The organism is Pseudomonas sp. PvP009, from assembly GCF_017832995.1.
Classification (GTDB): domain Bacteria; phylum Pseudomonadota; class Gammaproteobacteria; order Pseudomonadales; family Pseudomonadaceae; genus Aquipseudomonas; species Aquipseudomonas syringae.
Genome location: NZ_JAFIBG010000001.1, coordinates 519,419 through 534,097 on the forward strand (window position 1 = coordinate 519,419; position 14,679 = coordinate 534,097).

The 14,679-nt window shown below is 54.4% G+C and carries 28 protein-coding genes; all 28 read left to right on the forward strand.

The genetic code is table 11. The features are described 5' to 3' along the window. Positions 1-22 precede the first annotated feature (22 nt). The 28 genes from tuf to rpoA all read left to right on the forward strand — a co-directional run bounded on the left by tuf (position 23) and on the right by rpoA (position 14,642). The gene (tuf, locus tag JOE29_RS02245; RefSeq protein WP_003344210.1) at positions 23-1,216 is read left to right on the forward strand and encodes an elongation factor Tu; all 1,194 of its coding nucleotides are present in this window, start codon (positions 23-25) and stop codon (positions 1,214-1,216) included. 141 nt (positions 1,217-1,357) lie between these two features. Then, positions 1,358-1,669: a 30S ribosomal protein S10 gene (rpsJ, locus tag JOE29_RS02250; protein WP_002555491.1), complete on the forward strand. Its 312-nt coding sequence runs from the start codon at positions 1,358-1,360 to the stop codon at positions 1,667-1,669. 81 nt (positions 1,670-1,750) lie between these two features. Next, entirely contained in the window at positions 1,751-2,386 is a 636-nt protein-coding gene (gene rplC, locus JOE29_RS02255; RefSeq protein ID WP_002555490.1) for a 50S ribosomal protein L3, read from the forward strand. Between the two features lie 12 nt (positions 2,387-2,398). After that, positions 2,399-3,001 carry a 50S ribosomal protein L4 gene (gene rplD, locus JOE29_RS02260; RefSeq protein ID WP_002555489.1) on the forward strand — a complete coding sequence of 201 codons (603 nt, stop codon included), beginning with the start codon at positions 2,399-2,401 and terminating at the stop codon, positions 2,999-3,001. Next, positions 2,998-3,297, forward strand: a complete 300-nt coding sequence (gene rplW / locus JOE29_RS02265; RefSeq protein WP_002555488.1) for a 50S ribosomal protein L23 — start codon at positions 2,998-3,000, stop codon at positions 3,295-3,297. Before rplD ends, rplW begins: the two co-directional genes overlap by 4 nt. A 14-nt stretch (positions 3,298-3,311) precedes the next feature. Continuing rightward, positions 3,312-4,136 (forward strand): 50S ribosomal protein L2, encoded by an 825-nt coding sequence (rplB, locus tag JOE29_RS02270; RefSeq protein ID WP_003317104.1) that lies wholly within the window; start codon positions 3,312-3,314, stop codon positions 4,134-4,136. Between the two features lie 16 nt (positions 4,137-4,152). After that, entirely contained in the window at positions 4,153-4,428 is a 276-nt protein-coding gene (rpsS, locus tag JOE29_RS02275; protein ID WP_002555486.1) for a 30S ribosomal protein S19, read from the forward strand. Positions 4,429-4,441: 13 nt separating this feature from the next. Beyond that, complete coding sequence (gene rplV, locus JOE29_RS02280) at positions 4,442-4,774, forward strand: 50S ribosomal protein L22 (protein ID WP_002555485.1); 333 nt, start codon at positions 4,442-4,444, stop codon at positions 4,772-4,774. 13 nt (positions 4,775-4,787) lie between these two features. Then, positions 4,788-5,474, forward strand: coding sequence for a 30S ribosomal protein S3 (gene rpsC, locus JOE29_RS02285; protein ID WP_003176422.1), 687 nt, complete (start codon positions 4,788-4,790; stop codon positions 5,472-5,474). Between the two features lie 12 nt (positions 5,475-5,486). Further along, a complete protein-coding gene (gene rplP, locus JOE29_RS02290; RefSeq protein WP_002555482.1) occupies positions 5,487-5,900 on the forward strand; it encodes a 50S ribosomal protein L16 in 414 nt (137 codons plus the stop codon). Next, positions 5,900-6,091 (forward strand): 50S ribosomal protein L29, encoded by a 192-nt coding sequence (rpmC, locus tag JOE29_RS02295; RefSeq protein ID WP_002555481.1) that lies wholly within the window; start codon positions 5,900-5,902, stop codon positions 6,089-6,091. The genes rplP and rpmC overlap by 1 nt, the downstream gene beginning before the upstream one ends. A 2-nt stretch (positions 6,092-6,093) precedes the next feature. Beyond that, a complete protein-coding gene (gene rpsQ / locus JOE29_RS02300; RefSeq protein WP_002555480.1) occupies positions 6,094-6,360 on the forward strand; it encodes a 30S ribosomal protein S17 in 267 nt (88 codons plus the stop codon). A 23-nt stretch (positions 6,361-6,383) separates the two neighbouring features. Continuing rightward, entirely contained in the window at positions 6,384-6,752 is a 369-nt protein-coding gene (gene rplN / locus JOE29_RS02305) for a 50S ribosomal protein L14 (protein WP_002555479.1), read from the forward strand. A gap of 11 nt (positions 6,753-6,763) precedes the next feature. Continuing rightward, complete coding sequence (gene rplX / locus JOE29_RS02310; RefSeq protein WP_003317102.1) at positions 6,764-7,078, forward strand: 50S ribosomal protein L24; 315 nt, start codon at positions 6,764-6,766, stop codon at positions 7,076-7,078. A 20-nt stretch (positions 7,079-7,098) separates the two neighbouring features. Then, a complete protein-coding gene (gene rplE, locus JOE29_RS02315) occupies positions 7,099-7,638 on the forward strand; it encodes a 50S ribosomal protein L5 (RefSeq protein ID WP_002555477.1) in 540 nt (179 codons plus the stop codon). Positions 7,639-7,651: 13 nt separating this feature from the next. After that, positions 7,652-7,957, forward strand: coding sequence for a 30S ribosomal protein S14 (gene rpsN / locus JOE29_RS02320; protein WP_002555476.1), 306 nt, complete (start codon positions 7,652-7,654; stop codon positions 7,955-7,957). A 214-nt stretch (positions 7,958-8,171) separates the two neighbouring features. After that, positions 8,172-8,564, forward strand: coding sequence for a 30S ribosomal protein S8 (rpsH, locus tag JOE29_RS02325; protein WP_002555475.1), 393 nt, complete (start codon positions 8,172-8,174; stop codon positions 8,562-8,564). A gap of 12 nt (positions 8,565-8,576) precedes the next feature. Next, the gene (gene rplF / locus JOE29_RS02330; protein WP_002555474.1) at positions 8,577-9,110 is read left to right on the forward strand and encodes a 50S ribosomal protein L6; all 534 of its coding nucleotides are present in this window, start codon (positions 8,577-8,579) and stop codon (positions 9,108-9,110) included. Positions 9,111-9,120: 10 nt separating this feature from the next. Continuing rightward, positions 9,121-9,471, forward strand: coding sequence for a 50S ribosomal protein L18 (rplR, locus tag JOE29_RS02335; protein ID WP_002555473.1), 351 nt, complete (start codon positions 9,121-9,123; stop codon positions 9,469-9,471). A 3-nt stretch (positions 9,472-9,474) separates the two neighbouring features. Continuing rightward, entirely contained in the window at positions 9,475-9,975 is a 501-nt protein-coding gene (rpsE, locus tag JOE29_RS02340) for a 30S ribosomal protein S5 (protein WP_003317099.1), read from the forward strand. Between the two features lie 2 nt (positions 9,976-9,977). Next, a complete protein-coding gene (gene rpmD / locus JOE29_RS02345) occupies positions 9,978-10,154 on the forward strand; it encodes a 50S ribosomal protein L30 (RefSeq protein ID WP_002555471.1) in 177 nt (58 codons plus the stop codon). 3 nt (positions 10,155-10,157) lie between these two features. Beyond that, a complete protein-coding gene (gene rplO / locus JOE29_RS02350; protein ID WP_002555470.1) occupies positions 10,158-10,592 on the forward strand; it encodes a 50S ribosomal protein L15 in 435 nt (144 codons plus the stop codon). Further along, positions 10,593-11,927, forward strand: coding sequence for a preprotein translocase subunit SecY (secY, locus tag JOE29_RS02355; RefSeq protein ID WP_002555469.1), 1,335 nt, complete (start codon positions 10,593-10,595; stop codon positions 11,925-11,927). Between the two features lie 28 nt (positions 11,928-11,955). Beyond that, positions 11,956-12,072: a 50S ribosomal protein L36 gene (gene rpmJ, locus JOE29_RS02360; protein ID WP_002555468.1), complete on the forward strand. Its 117-nt coding sequence runs from the start codon at positions 11,956-11,958 to the stop codon at positions 12,070-12,072. Positions 12,073-12,202: 130 nt separating this feature from the next. Beyond that, positions 12,203-12,559: a 30S ribosomal protein S13 gene (gene rpsM / locus JOE29_RS02365; protein ID WP_002555467.1), complete on the forward strand. Its 357-nt coding sequence runs from the start codon at positions 12,203-12,205 to the stop codon at positions 12,557-12,559. A 30-nt stretch (positions 12,560-12,589) separates the two neighbouring features. Next, positions 12,590-12,979 carry a 30S ribosomal protein S11 gene (rpsK, locus tag JOE29_RS02370; RefSeq protein WP_002555466.1) on the forward strand — a complete coding sequence of 130 codons (390 nt, stop codon included), beginning with the start codon at positions 12,590-12,592 and terminating at the stop codon, positions 12,977-12,979. A gap of 18 nt (positions 12,980-12,997) precedes the next feature. Next, positions 12,998-13,618 (forward strand): 30S ribosomal protein S4, encoded by a 621-nt coding sequence (gene rpsD / locus JOE29_RS02375; RefSeq protein WP_002555465.1) that lies wholly within the window; start codon positions 12,998-13,000, stop codon positions 13,616-13,618. Positions 13,619-13,640: 22 nt separating this feature from the next. Then, entirely contained in the window at positions 13,641-14,642 is a 1,002-nt protein-coding gene (gene rpoA, locus JOE29_RS02380; RefSeq protein ID WP_002555464.1) for a DNA-directed RNA polymerase subunit alpha, read from the forward strand. Positions 14,643-14,679 lie beyond the last annotated feature (37 nt).

The window sequence follows — 14,679 nt, forward strand, 5'->3', positions numbered from 1 at the left end:
TTTAGGCTAGGAGTTATTTGTCGTGGCTAAAGAAAAATTTGATCGTTCCCTCCCGCACGTCAACGTTGGCACCATTGGTCACGTTGACCACGGTAAAACCACGCTGACCGCTGCTCTGACTCGCGTCTGCTCCGAAGTTTTCGGTTCGGCTGCTGTTGAATTCGACAAGATCGACAGCGCACCGGAAGAAAAAGCTCGTGGTATTACCATCAATACCGCGCACGTCGAATACAAATCGTTGATCCGTCACTACGCTCACGTTGACTGCCCAGGTCACGCTGACTACGTGAAGAACATGATCACTGGTGCTGCCCAGATGGACGGCGCGATTCTGGTTTGTTCGGCCGCTGATGGTCCGATGCCACAAACCCGTGAGCACATCCTGCTGTCCCGTCAGGTTGGCGTTCCGTACATCGTGGTCTTCCTGAATAAGGCTGACCTGGTAGACGACGCTGAGCTGCTGGAACTGGTTGAGATGGAAGTGCGCGATCTGCTGAGCACTTACGACTTCCCAGGCGACGACACTCCGATCATCATCGGTTCTGCTCGTATGGCTCTGGAAGGTAAAGACGACAACGAAATGGGCACCACTGCCGTTCGTAAACTGGTTGAAACACTGGACTCGTACATTCCAGAACCAGTTCGTGTTACCGACAAGCCGTTCCTGATGCCAATCGAAGACGTGTTCTCGATCTCCGGTCGCGGTACTGTTGTGACTGGTCGTATTGAGCGCGGTATCGTCAAGGTTCAGGATCCACTGGAAATCGTTGGTCTGCGTGACACTACCGTCACCACCTGCACCGGTGTTGAAATGTTCCGCAAACTGCTCGACGAAGGTCGTGCTGGCGAGAACTGCGGCGTGCTGCTGCGCGGCACCAAGCGTGACGACGTTGAGCGTGGCCAGGTTCTGGTCAAGCCAGGCAGCGTCAAGCCGCACACTCAGTTCGAAGCTGAAATCTACGTTCTGAGCAAGGAAGAAGGCGGTCGTCACACTCCGTTCTTCAAAGGCTACCGTCCACAGTTCTACTTCCGTACTACCGACGTAACTGGTAGCTGCGAACTGCCGGAAGGCGTAGAAATGGTTATGCCAGGTGATAACGTTAAAGTTTCCGTTACCCTGATCAAGCCAATCGCAATGGAAGATGGTCTGCGTTTCGCAATCCGTGAAGGCGGTCGTACCGTCGGTGCTGGCGTCGTAGCCAAAATCATCGCTTAAGCGTTGAGTCCCAAAAAGAGCCCCCGCACTGCGGGGGCTTTTTTATTGGGTTGACACCTTGTTAGGTCGTCTATAGAATTGCGCCTCCTTTTAACGGGCGTATTGCGCTCGGTGGGAACAGCAATCTGGAGTCTGAATCCAATGCAAAACCAGCAAATCCGTATCAGGTTGAAGGCTTTTGACCATCGCCTGATCGACCAATCAACCCAGGAAATCGTGGAAACCGCGAAACGTACTGGTGCACAGGTGCGTGGTCCGATTCCACTGCCGACTCGTAAAGAGCGGTTCACCGTTCTGGTTTCTCCGCACGTCAACAAAGACGCGCGCGACCAGTATGAGATCCGTACTCACAAGCGTGTTCTGGACATTGTCCAGCCAACGGAAAAAACCGTTGATGCGCTTATGAAGCTTGATCTTGCGGCCGGTGTGGAAGTTCAGATCAGCCTCGGCTAAGACTTGGGTCTTAGTCGTGTAACGCTCTGAAATGGGCGGCCATAGCGGGTGAAAGCCCCGTACACTCATGAGGTTTACAACATGACTATTGGTGTAGTCGGTCGTAAATGCGGTATGACCCGTATTTTCACCGAAGAAGGTGTCTCCATTCCGGTCACGGTCATTGAGATCGAGCCGAATCGCGTCACTCAGTTCAAAACCGAAGAAACCGATGGCTATCGTGCAGTGCAAGTCACTGTGGGCGAGCGTCGCGCTTCGCGTGTTACAGCCGCTCAGGCTGGCCACTTCGCTAAGGCGAACGTTGCCGCCGGTCGTACCGTCATGGAATTCCGTCTTGAAGAAGGCGACTACCAGGCTGGCGATCAGATCAACGCTGAAATCTTTGCCGCTGGTCAACTGGTTGATGTAACCGGTCAGTCCAAAGGTAAGGGCTTCCAGGGTACGATCAAGCGTTGGAATTTCCGTGGTCAAGACAATACCCATGGTAACTCCGTCTCCCACCGCGTCCCAGGCTCTATCGGCCAGTGCCAGACTCCTGGTCGTGTATTCAAGGGCAAAAAAATGTCCGGTCATATGGGCGCTGAGCGCGTGACCGTGCAGTCCCTGGAAGTAGTGCGCGTGGACGCTGAACGCAATCTGTTGTTGGTCAAGGGTGCTGTTCCTGGCGCTACTGGCGGCAACCTGGTTGTACGTCCGGCAGCCAAGGCTCGCGGTTAAGGGGAAGCTGACATGCAATTAAATGTAAATGACGCTCAGGCAATCGAAGTTTCCGAACTGACATTTGGCGGCGAATTCAACGAGACGCTGGTTCACCAGGCAGTCGTGGCCTACATGGCTGGCGGTCGTCAGGGTAGCAAGCAGCAAAAGACCCGTTCCGACGTTCGTGGTGGCGGTAAGCGCCCTTGGCGTCAGAAAGGTACTGGCCGTGCTCGTGCCGGTACTATCCGTAGCCCAATCTGGCGTGGCGGCGGTACCACTTTCGCAGCTCGTCCTCAGGATCACACTCAGAAGCTCAACAAGAAGATGTATCGCGCTGCTCTGCGCTCCATCCTTGCTGAACTGGTTCGTACTGATCGTTTGGTCGTGGTTCAGGACTTCGCTGTTGAAGCACCGAAAACCAAAGATTTGCTGAACAAGCTGACTGGCATGGGCCTGACTGACGTCCTGATCGTGTCTGACGCTGTTGACCAGAATCTGTACCTGGCTGCTCGTAACCTGCCGCACGTTGATGTACGTGACGTTCAAGGTTCCGATCCAGTTAGTCTGATCGCATACGACAAAGTGTTGATCACTGTGTCGGCCGTGAAGAAATTCGAGGAGCTGCTGGGATGAACCAGGAACGCGTATTTAAAGTTCTGCTTGGCCCGCACGTTTCCGAGAAGGCTACGGTTCTTGCAGACAAAAAAGGTCAGTTCGTTTTCAAGGTTGCTACTGACGCAACCAAGCTGGAAATCAAGAAGGCCGTCGAAAGCCTGTTCAGCGTGAAAGTAGAGCGTGTTACTACCCTGAATGTTCTGGGTAAGAGCAAGCGCACTGCTCGCGGTCTGGGCAAGCGTAATGACTGGAAGAAGGCAGTTATCTCCCTTCAGCCAGGCCAAGATCTCGATTTCAGCAGCAGTGCTGAGTAAGGAAGGGGTGCATCATGGCAATCGTTAAATGCAAACCGACTTCCCCTGGCCGCCGTTTTGTGGTCAAGGTGGTCAACCAGGAGCTGCATAAAGGCGCTCCTCACGCACCGCTGCTCGAGAAAAAATCGAAGTCTGGTGGTCGTAACAACAATGGTCGTATTACTACCCGTCATATCGGTGGTGGCCATAAACAGCATTATCGTCTGGTCGACTTCCGTCGCAACGACAAGGATGGCATCGCTGCCACCGTCGAGCGTATCGAATACGATCCAAACCGTACTGCTCACATTGCTCTGCTGCTTTACGCAGACGGCGAGCGCCGCTACATCATCGCCCCTAAAGGCGTGAGTGCTGGCGACCAGCTGATTGCAGGTGCTCTGGCACCAATCAAGCCGGGCAACGCTCTTCAACTGCGCAACATTCCAGTTGGTAGCACCGTACACGGCATCGAACTGAAGCCAGGTAAAGGCGCACAGATCGCTCGTTCCGCTGGTGCCTCGGCACAGCTGATCGCTCGTGAAGGTGTGTATGTGACCCTGCGCCTTCGCTCCGGTGAAATGCGTAAAGTACTGTCTGAGTGCCGTGCAACGCTGGGTGAAGTCTCGAACTCCGAGCACAGCCTTCGTTCGCTGGGTAAAGCGGGTGCCAAACGCTGGCGTGGCGTTCGCCCAACCGTTCGTGGTGTTGCCATGAACCCGGTTGACCACCCACATGGTGGTGGTGAAGGTCGTACCTCTGGTGGTCGTCATCCGGTATCGCCGTGGGGCTTCCCGACTAAGGGCGCGAAGACTCGTGGTAATAAGCGTACCGACAAAATGATCGTCCGTCGTCGCAAGTAAATAGAGGGATACGACAGTGCCACGTTCTCTGAAAAAAGGTCCTTTTATTGATCTTCACCTACTGAAGAAGATCGAAGTGGCGGCGGAAAAGAACGATCGCAAACCAGTTAAGACCTGGTCGCGTCGTTCGATGATCCTGCCACAAATGGTCGGTTTGACCATTGCAGTGCATAACGGTCGCCAGCATGTTCCAGTTCTCGTGAACGAAGACATGGTCGGCCATAAACTAGGCGAGTTTGCCGGTACCCGCACATATCGTGGGCACGTGGCAGACAAGAAAGCCAAGCGTTAAGGGGTAAGGAACGATGGAAGTAGCCGCTAAGTTGTCGGGCGCTCGAATCTCCGCCCAGAAAGCCCGCTTGGTCGCCGACCAGATCCGCGGGAAGAAGGTGGGCGAAGCGCTCAACCTGTTGGCTTTCAGCAGTAAGAAAGCCGCCGAGATCCTGAAGAAAGTGCTGGAGTCGGCTGTAGCCAACGCCGAGCATAACGAAGGCGCAGACGTTGATGACCTCAAGGTCTCCACCGTTTTCGTCAACGAAGGGCGTTCGCTGAAGCGCATCATGCCACGTGCTAAAGGCCGTGCTGATCGCATCGTCAAGCGGTCTTGCCATATCACTGTCAAGGTTGCTGACAAGTAACGGAGTCGAAGAGATGGGTCAGAAAGTACATCCCATTGGCATTCGCCTGGGAATCGTCAAGGAGCACACCTCCGTCTGGTACGCAGACGGTCGGACTTATGCGGACTATTTGTTCGCTGATCTGAAAGTGCGTGAGTACCTCCAAGACAAATTAAAAAGCGCGTCCGTCAGCCGTATCGATATCCATCGTCCGGCTCAGACAGCACGTATCACCATCCACACCGCTCGTCCAGGTATCGTTATCGGGAAGAAAGGTGAAGATGTTGAGAAACTGCGTCAGGACCTGACCAAGCAAATGGGTGTGCCTGTGCACATCAATATCGAAGAGATCCGTAAGCCGGAGCTCGACGGTATGCTGGTTGCGCAGAGCGTAGCTCAGCAGCTGGAGCGTCGCGTAATGTTCCGTCGCGCTATGAAGCGCGCTGTTCAGAACGCCATGCGCATTGGTGCCAAAGGCATCAAAATCCAAGTGAGCGGTCGTCTCGGCGGTGCTGAAATCGCACGTACTGAATGGTATCGCGAAGGTCGTGTGCCATTGCACACCCTGCGTGCCGACATCGACTATGCCAACTACGAAGCTCACACCACTTACGGTGTGATCGGTGTAAAGGTTTGGATCTTCAAAGGCGAAGTAATTGGTGGTCGCCAAGAAGAACTGAAACCACAAGCACCAGCGCCTCGTAAAAAAGCTGCTAAGTAAGGGGTACGCCAAATGTTGCAACCAAAGCGTACGAAGTTCCGCAAGCAGATGACCGGCCACAACCGTGGTCTGGCACTGCGCGGTAGCAAAGTCAGCTTCGGCGAGTTCGCGCTGAAGTCTGTTGCTCGTGGTCGTCTCACCGCTCGTCAGATCGAGTCAGCGCGTCGTGCTCTGACCCGTCACGTTAAACGTGGCGGCAAGATCTGGATCCGTGTGTTCCCGGACAAGCCTGTAACCAAAAAGCCACTCGAAGTTCGGATGGGTAAAGGTAAGGGTAACGTGGAGTACTGGGTTGCCCAGATTCAGCCAGGCAAAGTCCTGTATGAAATCGAGGGTGTTACTGAAGAGCTGGCGCGTGAGGCTTTCGCCCTGGCTGCTGCAAAGCTGCCGCTCGCCACCTCCTTTGTTAAGCGGACGGTGATGTGATGAAAGCGAATGAACTTCGTGAAAAATCAGCACAGCAGCTGAACGAGCAACTGCTCGGCCTGCTGCGCGACCAGTTCAATCTGCGTATGCAGAAAGCAACTGGCCAGTTGGGGCAGTCTCATCTGCTCTCGCAAGTTAAGCGTGACATCGCTCGCGTGAAAACTGTGCTCAACCAGCAGGCAGGTAAGTAATCATGGCTGAAGCCGAAAAAACTGTCCGTACGCTGACTGGCCGTGTTGTCAGCGACAAGATGGACAAGACCATCACCGTTCTGATCGAGCGTCGCGTAAAGCACCCGATCTACGGTAAATACGTTAAGCGTTCGACTAAGCTGCACGCACACGACGAAACCAATCAATGCCATATCGGCGACAAGGTCACTATTCGTGAAACTCGTCCGGTAGCCAAGACCAAGTCTTGGGCGTTGGTTGATATCCTCGAACGCGCTGTGGAAGTCTAAGGGCTAGGGGTCGGAGAAATTATATGATTCAGACTCAATCCATGCTCGATGTGGCCGATAACAGCGGCGCACGCCGCGTTATGTGCATCAAGGTGCTGGGTGGCTCCCATCGTCGTTACGCTGGTATCGGTGACATCATCAAAGTAACCGTCAAGGAAGCAATTCCTCGCGGCAAGGTGAAGAAAGGCCAGGTGATGACTGCAGTTGTAGTCCGCACTCGCCACGGTGTTCGTCGTGCAGACGGCTCCATCATCCGCTTCGATGGCAACGCTGCTGTTCTGTTGAACAACAAGCAAGAGCCGATCGGTACCCGTATCTTTGGGCCAGTGACCCGTGAACTTCGTACTGAGAAGTTCATGAAGATCGTCTCGCTCGCCCCAGAAGTGCTCTAAGGAGATCCGACATGCAAAAGATTCGTCGTGACGACGAGATCATCGTGATCGCCGGCAAAGACAAAGGTAAGCGCGGTAAGGTGCTCAAGGTTCTCGCTGACGACCGTTTGGTCGTTGGTGGGATCAACCTGGTGAAGCGTCATACCAAGCCAAACCCGATGTCGGGCGTACAGGGCGGTATCGTCGAGAAAGAAGCGCCAATGCACGCTTCTAACGTCGCCATTTTCAACGGCGCAACCAACAAGGCTGACCGCGTTGGTTTCAAAGTTGAAGACGGCAAGAAAATTCGTGTCTTCAAGTCGACCCAAAAAGCGGTTGATGCTTGAACACTGCTAGGTAGAAGACCATGGCACGACTAAAAGAGATTTACCGGAAGGAAATCGCTCCGAAACTTAAGGAAGAACTTAAGCTTTCGAACGTGATGGAAGTTCCGCGCGTTACCAAAATCACCCTGAACATGGGTCTGGGCGAAGCGATCGGCGACAAAAAAGTCATCGAGCACGCTGTTGCTGACCTGGAAAAGATCACCGGTCAAAAAGTCGTTGTGACTTACGCTCGGAAATCCATCGCTGGCTTTAAAGTCCGTGAAGGTTGGCCGATCGGCGTCAAAGTGACTCTGCGCCGCGATCGTATGTACGAATTCCTGGATCGTCTGCTGTCGATCTCCCTGCCTCGGGTTCGCGACTTCCGCGGCCTGAATGCCAAGTCCTTCGATGGTCGTGGTAACTACAGCATGGGCGTAAAAGAGCAGATCATCTTCCCGGAAATCGACTACGACAAGATCGATGCTCTCCGCGGTCTGGACATTACCCTGACCACCACTGCCAAGAACGATGATGAAGGTCGCGCATTGCTGCGTGCTTTCAAATTCCCGTTCCGCAACTGATTGGAGTAGGAAAATGGCCAAGAAGAGCATGAAAAACCGTGAGCTGAAGCGTCAGCTCACCGTTGCCAAGTACGCCAAGAAGCGTGCAGAGCTGAAAGCAATCATCGTTGATCTGAACGCAAGTCCAGAAGCGCGTTGGGAAGCTACCGTAGCCCTGCAGAAGCAACCACGTGACGCAAGCGCTGCGCGCATGCGTAACCGTTGCCGCATCACTGGTCGTCCACACGGCGTTTACCGCAAGTTCGGCCTTGGCCGTAACAAGCTGCGTGAAGCAGCTATGCGTGGCGACGTTCCAGGTCTGGTCAAAGCCAGCTGGTAAGGCGACACCTCTCGCGCCCTCCCGCCGGTTACGCAAGTCACCGGTCGGGATGGCGCCTGAATTTGAATCAAGCCCCTTTTGGGGCTTGATTCATTTCTGGGGTAGGACTAGAATTGCCGGCTCGCCTGAGCCCGTGTTTTTACTTGCCCGGAAGTTCTCGGCGATCAAGCTGTAGCCGCAAGGCTAATTATTTTGTTTTAGGAGCGTCTAGCCCATGAGTATGCAGGACCCGTTAGCGGACATGCTAACTCGTATCCGTAATGCCCAGATGGCTGAAAAGCCCGTCGTAAGCATGCCATCTTCCACGTTGAAGGTTGCTGTAGCAAAAGTCCTGAAGGACGAAGGCTACATTGCGGGTTATCAGATCAGCAGCGAAGTTAAATCCTCGCTGTCCATCGAGCTTAAGTACTTCGAAGGCCGTCCGGTCATCGAAGAGGTTAAGCGCGTCAGCCGCCCAGGCTTGCGTCAGTACAAGTCCTCCGATGATCTGCCGAAAGTTCGTGGCGGTCTTGGTGTGTCTATCGTCTCCACCAGTAAAGGTGTGATGACGGATCGTGCTGCGCGCGCTGCCGGTGTCGGTGGCGAAGTGCTTTGCACTGTGTTCTAAGGGGGGATAAGCATGTCACGCGTCGCTAAGAACCCCGTTAAGCTGCCATCCGGCGTCGAAGTCAAACTCGTCGGCCAGCTGCTTTCGGTGAAGGGTGCCAAGGGCACTCTAGAACTGAACATCCATTCGTCCGTTGAGATTGTTGAAGAAGCTGGTGAGCTGCGTTTTGCTGCTCGCAATGGCGATCAACAAACCCGCGCAATGGCAGGCACCACTCGTGCACTGGTAAACAACATGGTCCAAGGCGTAAGCCAAGGCTTCGAGCGTAAGCTCCAGCTGGTCGGTGTTGGTTACAAGGCGCAAGCAAAAGGCACGGTACTGAACCTTGCACTTGGCTTCTCGCACCCAGTGGACTACGAATTGCCGAATGGCATCACCGCTGAGACCCCCAGCCAGACCGATATCCTGATTCGCGGTATCGATAAGCAGTTGGTTGGTCAAGTGGCCGCTGAGATCCGCGACTTCCGCCGTCCTGAGCCTTACAAAGGCAAAGGTGTGCGTTACGCAGACGAAGTCGTCCGCCGTAAAGAAGCCAAGAAGAAGTAGGGCATAGCAAATGACCGTCAAAAAAGTTACCCGACTGCGTCGCGCTCGCAAAGCACGCCTGAAAATGCACGAGCTAGAAGTCGTGCGTCTCTGCGTGCACCGCTCTTCGCAGCACATTTATGCCCAGGTCATCTCGGCCGACGGCAGCAAAGTCCTGGCAAGCGCCTCGACTTTGGACAAAGAACTGCGTGATGGCGCCACTGGCAACATCGACGCGGCCACTAAGGTTGGCAAGCTGGTCGCCGAGCGCGCGAAAGCCGCGGGTGTATCGCAAGTCGCTTTCGACCGTTCTGGCTTCAAGTACCACGGCCGTGTCAAAGCGCTGGCTGATGCTGCTCGTGAAGGCGGGCTGGAGTTCTAAGTTATGTCAAATCACGACCAAAAACGCGACGAAGGCTACATCGAGAAGCTGGTTCAAGTTAACCGCGTGGCCAAAACCGTAAAAGGCGGCCGTATCTTCACTTTCACTGCGTTGACCGTAGTGGGTGATGGTAAAGGGCGCGTTGGCTTCGGCCGTGGCAAGTCACGTGAAGTGCCTGCTGCGATCCAGAAAGCGATGGAAGCTGCTCGCCGCAACATGATTCAGGTTGATCTGAACGGCACTACCCTGCAGTACGCGATGAAGTCTGCTCATGGCGCCTCCAAGGTGTACATGCAGCCTGCTTCTGAAGGTACCGGTATCATCGCTGGCGGCGCAATGCGCGCAGTGCTGGAAGTTGCTGGTGTCCAGAACGTATTGGCCAAGTGCTACGGTTCTACTAATCCGGTAAACGTGGTTCACGCTACGTTCAAGGGTTTGAAGGGCATGCAGTCTCCTGAGTCGATCGCTGCCAAACGTGGCAAGCGTGTTGAGGAGATCATCTGATCATGGCTACCGTTAAAGTAACGCTGATCAAAAGCATGACCGGCCGCATCCCTAATCACAGATTGTGCATTAAGGGTTTGGGTCTGCGTCGCATCGGTCACACTGTAGAAGTCCTGGATACTCCCGAAAATCGCGGGATGATCAACAAGGCTTACTACATGCTGCGAGTCGAGGGTTAATCGATGAAACTCAATGATCTGAGTCCAGCGCCGGGTTCCCGTCGCGAAAAGCATCGTCCGGGCCGTGGTATCGGTAGTGGTTTGGGCAAGACCGGTGGCCGTGGCCACAAAGGTCAAAGCTCCCGCTCCGGTGGCACTATTGCTCCGGGCTTTGAGGGCGGCCAACAGCCGCTGCATCGTCGCCTGCCAAAATTCGGTTTCGTTTCCCTGAAGGCCATGGACCGCGCAGAAGTGCGTCTGTCCGAGCTGGCTAAAGTGGAAGGCGACATCGTAACTGTGCAGTCCCTGAAAGATGCCAACGTGATTAACCAGAACGTTCAGCGTGTGAAAATCATGCTGTCGGGCGAAGTTACTCGCGCTGTCACTATCAAGGGTATCGCCGCCACCAAAGGTGCGCGTGCGGCTATCGAAGCAGCTGGCGGCAAGTTCGAGGAATAAATGGCTAAGCAAGGTGCTCTCTCAGCGCTCGGCAAAGGCGGTATGTCTGAACTCTGGGCTCGTCTGCGTTTTCTGTTCCTGGCGATTATCGTCTACCGAATAGGCGCACACATCCCGGTTCCAGGTATCAACCCGGACCGACTCGCAGAACTGTTTCGACAGAATGAGGGGACCATTCTTAGCTTGTTCAACATGTTTTCCGGCGGCGCGCTGGAACGGATGAGCATCTTTGCATTGGGGATCATGCCGTACATTTCGGCATCGATCATCATGCAGCTGATGACCGCCGTCAGTCCGCAGCTGGAGCAGTTGAAGAAGGAAGGTGAAGCTGGCCGTCGCAAGATAAGCCAGTACACCCGCTATGGCACCGTTGTCCTGGCTCTGGTCCAAGCTATCGGCATGTCCGTTGGTCTGGCGAGTCAGGGCGTCGCGTTTTCTGGGGACCTGGGTTTCCACTTTGTGGCCGTAACTACCTTCGTGGCAGGTGCGATGTTCATGATGTGGCTGGGCGAGCAGATCACCGAACGCGGTGTCGGCAACGGTATCTCGATGTTGATTTTCGCAGGTATCGTCGCCGGTCTTCCGAGAGCAATAGGGCAGTCTTTCGAGTCTGCACGTCAGGGTGATATCAATATCTTCGCTCTGGTTGCAATCGGTTTGCTGGCGGTAGCGATCATCGGTTTTGTGGTGTTCATTGAGCGTGGTCAGCGTCGTATCGCTGTTCACTACGCCAAGCGTCAGCAGGGCCGCAAGGTCTTCGCTGCGCAGACCAGCCACTTGCCGCTGAAAGTGAACATGGCTGGTGTTATACCGGCCATTTTCGCGAGCAGCATTTTGCTGTTCCCGGCTTCGTTGGGGTCCTGGTTCGGTCAGTCTGAAGGTCTGGGCTGGTTGCAGGACATCTCGCAGTCGATCGCTCCTGGTCAGCCGTTGAATATTCTGCTGTTTAGTGCAGGGATTATTTTCTTCTGCTTCTTCTATACGGCGTTGATGTTCAATCCGAAAGACGTAGCGGAAAACCTGAAGAAGTCCGGTGCCTTTATTCCGGGTATTCGTCCAGGCGAGCAGTCGGCACGCTATATTGATGGCGTTTTGACTCGCTTGACCATGTTCGGTGCTCTATATATGACGGCCGTGTGTCTGCTTCCCCAGTTCCTGGTGGTCGCGGCAAACGTACCGTTCTACCTTGGCGGGACCTCGTTGCTGATCGTGGTCGTGGTTGTGATGGACTTTATGTCGCAAGTGCAATCTCACCTCGTTTCGCACCAGTATGAATCCCTGATGAAGAAAGCCAACCTGAAGGGCTACGGTGGCAGCGGCGGTATGCTGCGCTGAAGCACCCCTAAGGTTCGAGGAGTTGGTGATGAAAGTTCGTGCATCGGTGAAAAAGCTGTGCCGTAACTGCAAGATTATCCGCCGCGAAGGTGTGGTTCGAGTAATTTGCAGCGCGGAACCACGTCATAAGCAGCGCCAAGGCTGATTGTGATTTGTGCTTAAGCCCAGCAGCTAGTGCGCTGCTGGGTTGATTATTTGTTACTACAGCGATATTATCTCGCGCCCTATTTCTTGGCTTCCGGGGCGTAGGTAGCTGTCAATTGGAGTCCCACTGAATGGCCCGTATTGCAGGCGTTAACATTCCAGATAACAAGCATACTGTTATCTCGTTGACCTACATCTATGGTGTTGGTCGCACCACCGCACAGAAAATTTGTGCAACCACCGGCGTAAATCCGGCGGTGAAAATCAAAGATCTGAGCGACGAGCAGATTGAACAGCTGCGTGGCGAAGTGGCGAAGTTCACCACTGAAGGTGACCTGCGTCGCGAAATCAACATGAAAATCAAGCGCTTGATGGACTTGGGCTGCTACCGCGGTCTGCGTCATCGTCGTGGTCTTCCAGTGCGCGGTCAGCGTACCAAGACCAACGCGCGTACTCGCAAAGGTCCGCGTAAGCCGATCCGCAAGTAATCGCACCAGCGCAACGACAGGAATTTAGTCATGGCAAAACCTGCTGCTCGTCCTCGTAAAAAAGTTAAAAAGACAGTGGTTGATGGCATCGCCCACATCCACGCGTCGTTTAACAACACAATCGTCACCATTACCGATCGTCAAGGTAACGCTCTTTCGTGGGCTACCTCCGGCGGTTCGGGTTTCCGTGGTTCGCGCAAGTCCACCCCGTTCGCTGCTCAAGTAGCTGCTGAACGTGCTGGTCAAGCTGCGCTGGAGTACGGTCTGAAGAACCTCGACGTCAATGTCAAGGGTCCAGGCCCAGGTCGTGAATCCGCTGTCCGTGCATTGAACGGCTGTGGCTATAAGATCGCCAGCATCACCGACGTGACGCCAATCCCGCACAACGGGTGCCGTCCGCCGAAGAAGCGCCGCGTGTAATCCAGGAGACTGTAAGAAATGGCTCGTTACATTGGTCCAAAATGCAAACTTGCTCGTCGTGAAGGCACCGATCTCTTTTTGAAGAGCGGCGTTCGCGCTATCGAATCCAAGTGCAACATCGAAGCAGCTCCAGGTATCCACGGCCAACGTCGTGGTCGCCAGTCCGATTACGGTACTCAGCTGCGTGAAAAGCAAAAAGTCCGTCGTATCTACGGCGTTCTCGAGCGTCAGTTCAGCGGCTACTACAAAGAAGCCGCCGGCAAGAAAGGTGCAACAGGCGAGAACCTGCTGCAACTGCTCGAATGCCGTCTGGACAACGTTGTATACCGCATGGGCTTCGGCTCGACGCGTGCCGAATCCCGTCAATTGGTTTCGCACAAGTCGGTCAGCGTAAACGGCAAAACCGTTAACGTTCCTTCTTATCAGGTTCGTGCTGGCGACGTTGTTGCTATCCGCGAAAAAGCTAAGAATCAGCTGCGTATTGTCCAGGCTCTCGATCTGTGTGCCCAACGTGGCCGCGTAGAATGGGTAGAAGTAGACACTGAGAAGAAATCGGGCGTTTTCAAGAACGTTCCAGCTCGCAGTGATCTATCCGCCGACATCAACGAAAGCCTGATTGTCGAGCTCTACTCCAAGTAAGGGCTAGAAAATAGGTGCATCCATGCAGATTTCGGTAAATGAGTTCCTGACACCCCGCCACATTGATGTGCAGGTTGTCAGTCCAACCCGCGCCAAAATCACTCTCGAGCCTCTCGAGCGTGGTTTCGGCCATACCCTGGGCAACGCGCTTCGCCGCATTTTGTTGTCCTCCATGCCCGGCTGTGCAGTAGTCGAGGCCGAGATTGACGGTGTACTCCATGAGTACAGCGCCATCGAAGGTGTACAGGAAGACGTCATTGAAATCCTGTTGAACCTTAAAGGTCTGGCTATCAAGCTGCACGGTCGAGACGAAGTTACGCTGACCTTGTCGAAGAAGGGTTCGGGGGTGGTTACCGCTGCCGATATTCAGCTGGATCATGATGTCGAGATCGTTAACCCCGATCACGTAATCGCTAACCTGGCGTCTAACGGCGTCTTGAACATGAAGCTCACCGTAGCTCGTGGTCGTGGTTATGAGCCGGCAGACTCGCGTCAAAGCGATGAAGACGAAAGCCGCAGCATTGGTCGCTTGCAGCTTGACTCTTCGTTCAGCCCGGTTCGCCGTATCGCATACGTGGTGGAAAACGCCCGTGTCGAACAGCGTACTAACCTGGACAAGCTGGTTATTGATCTGGAAACCAACGGTACTCTGGACCCTGAAGAGGCTATCCGTCGCGCTGCAACCATCCTGCAACAGCAGTTGGCTGCGTTCGTGGACCTCAAAGGCGACAGCGAACCAGTGGTAATCGAACAGGAAGACGAGATCGATCCGATCCTGCTTCGTCCGGTTGACGATTTGGAACTGACCGTGCGTTCGGCCAACTGCCTTAAGGCGGAGAACATCTACTACATCGGCGATCTGATTCAGCGCACCGAAGTAGAGCTGTTGAAGACTCCGAACCTGGGCAAGAAATCCTTGACCGAGATCAAGGACGTTCTGGCTTCTCGTGGTCTCTCCCTCGGCATGCGCCTCGACAACTGGCCGCCGGCAAGTCTTAAGAAGGACGACAAGGCTACGGCCTGATCGTCGTAATCACCGAACGCGAGTTTGGTAAGGAATG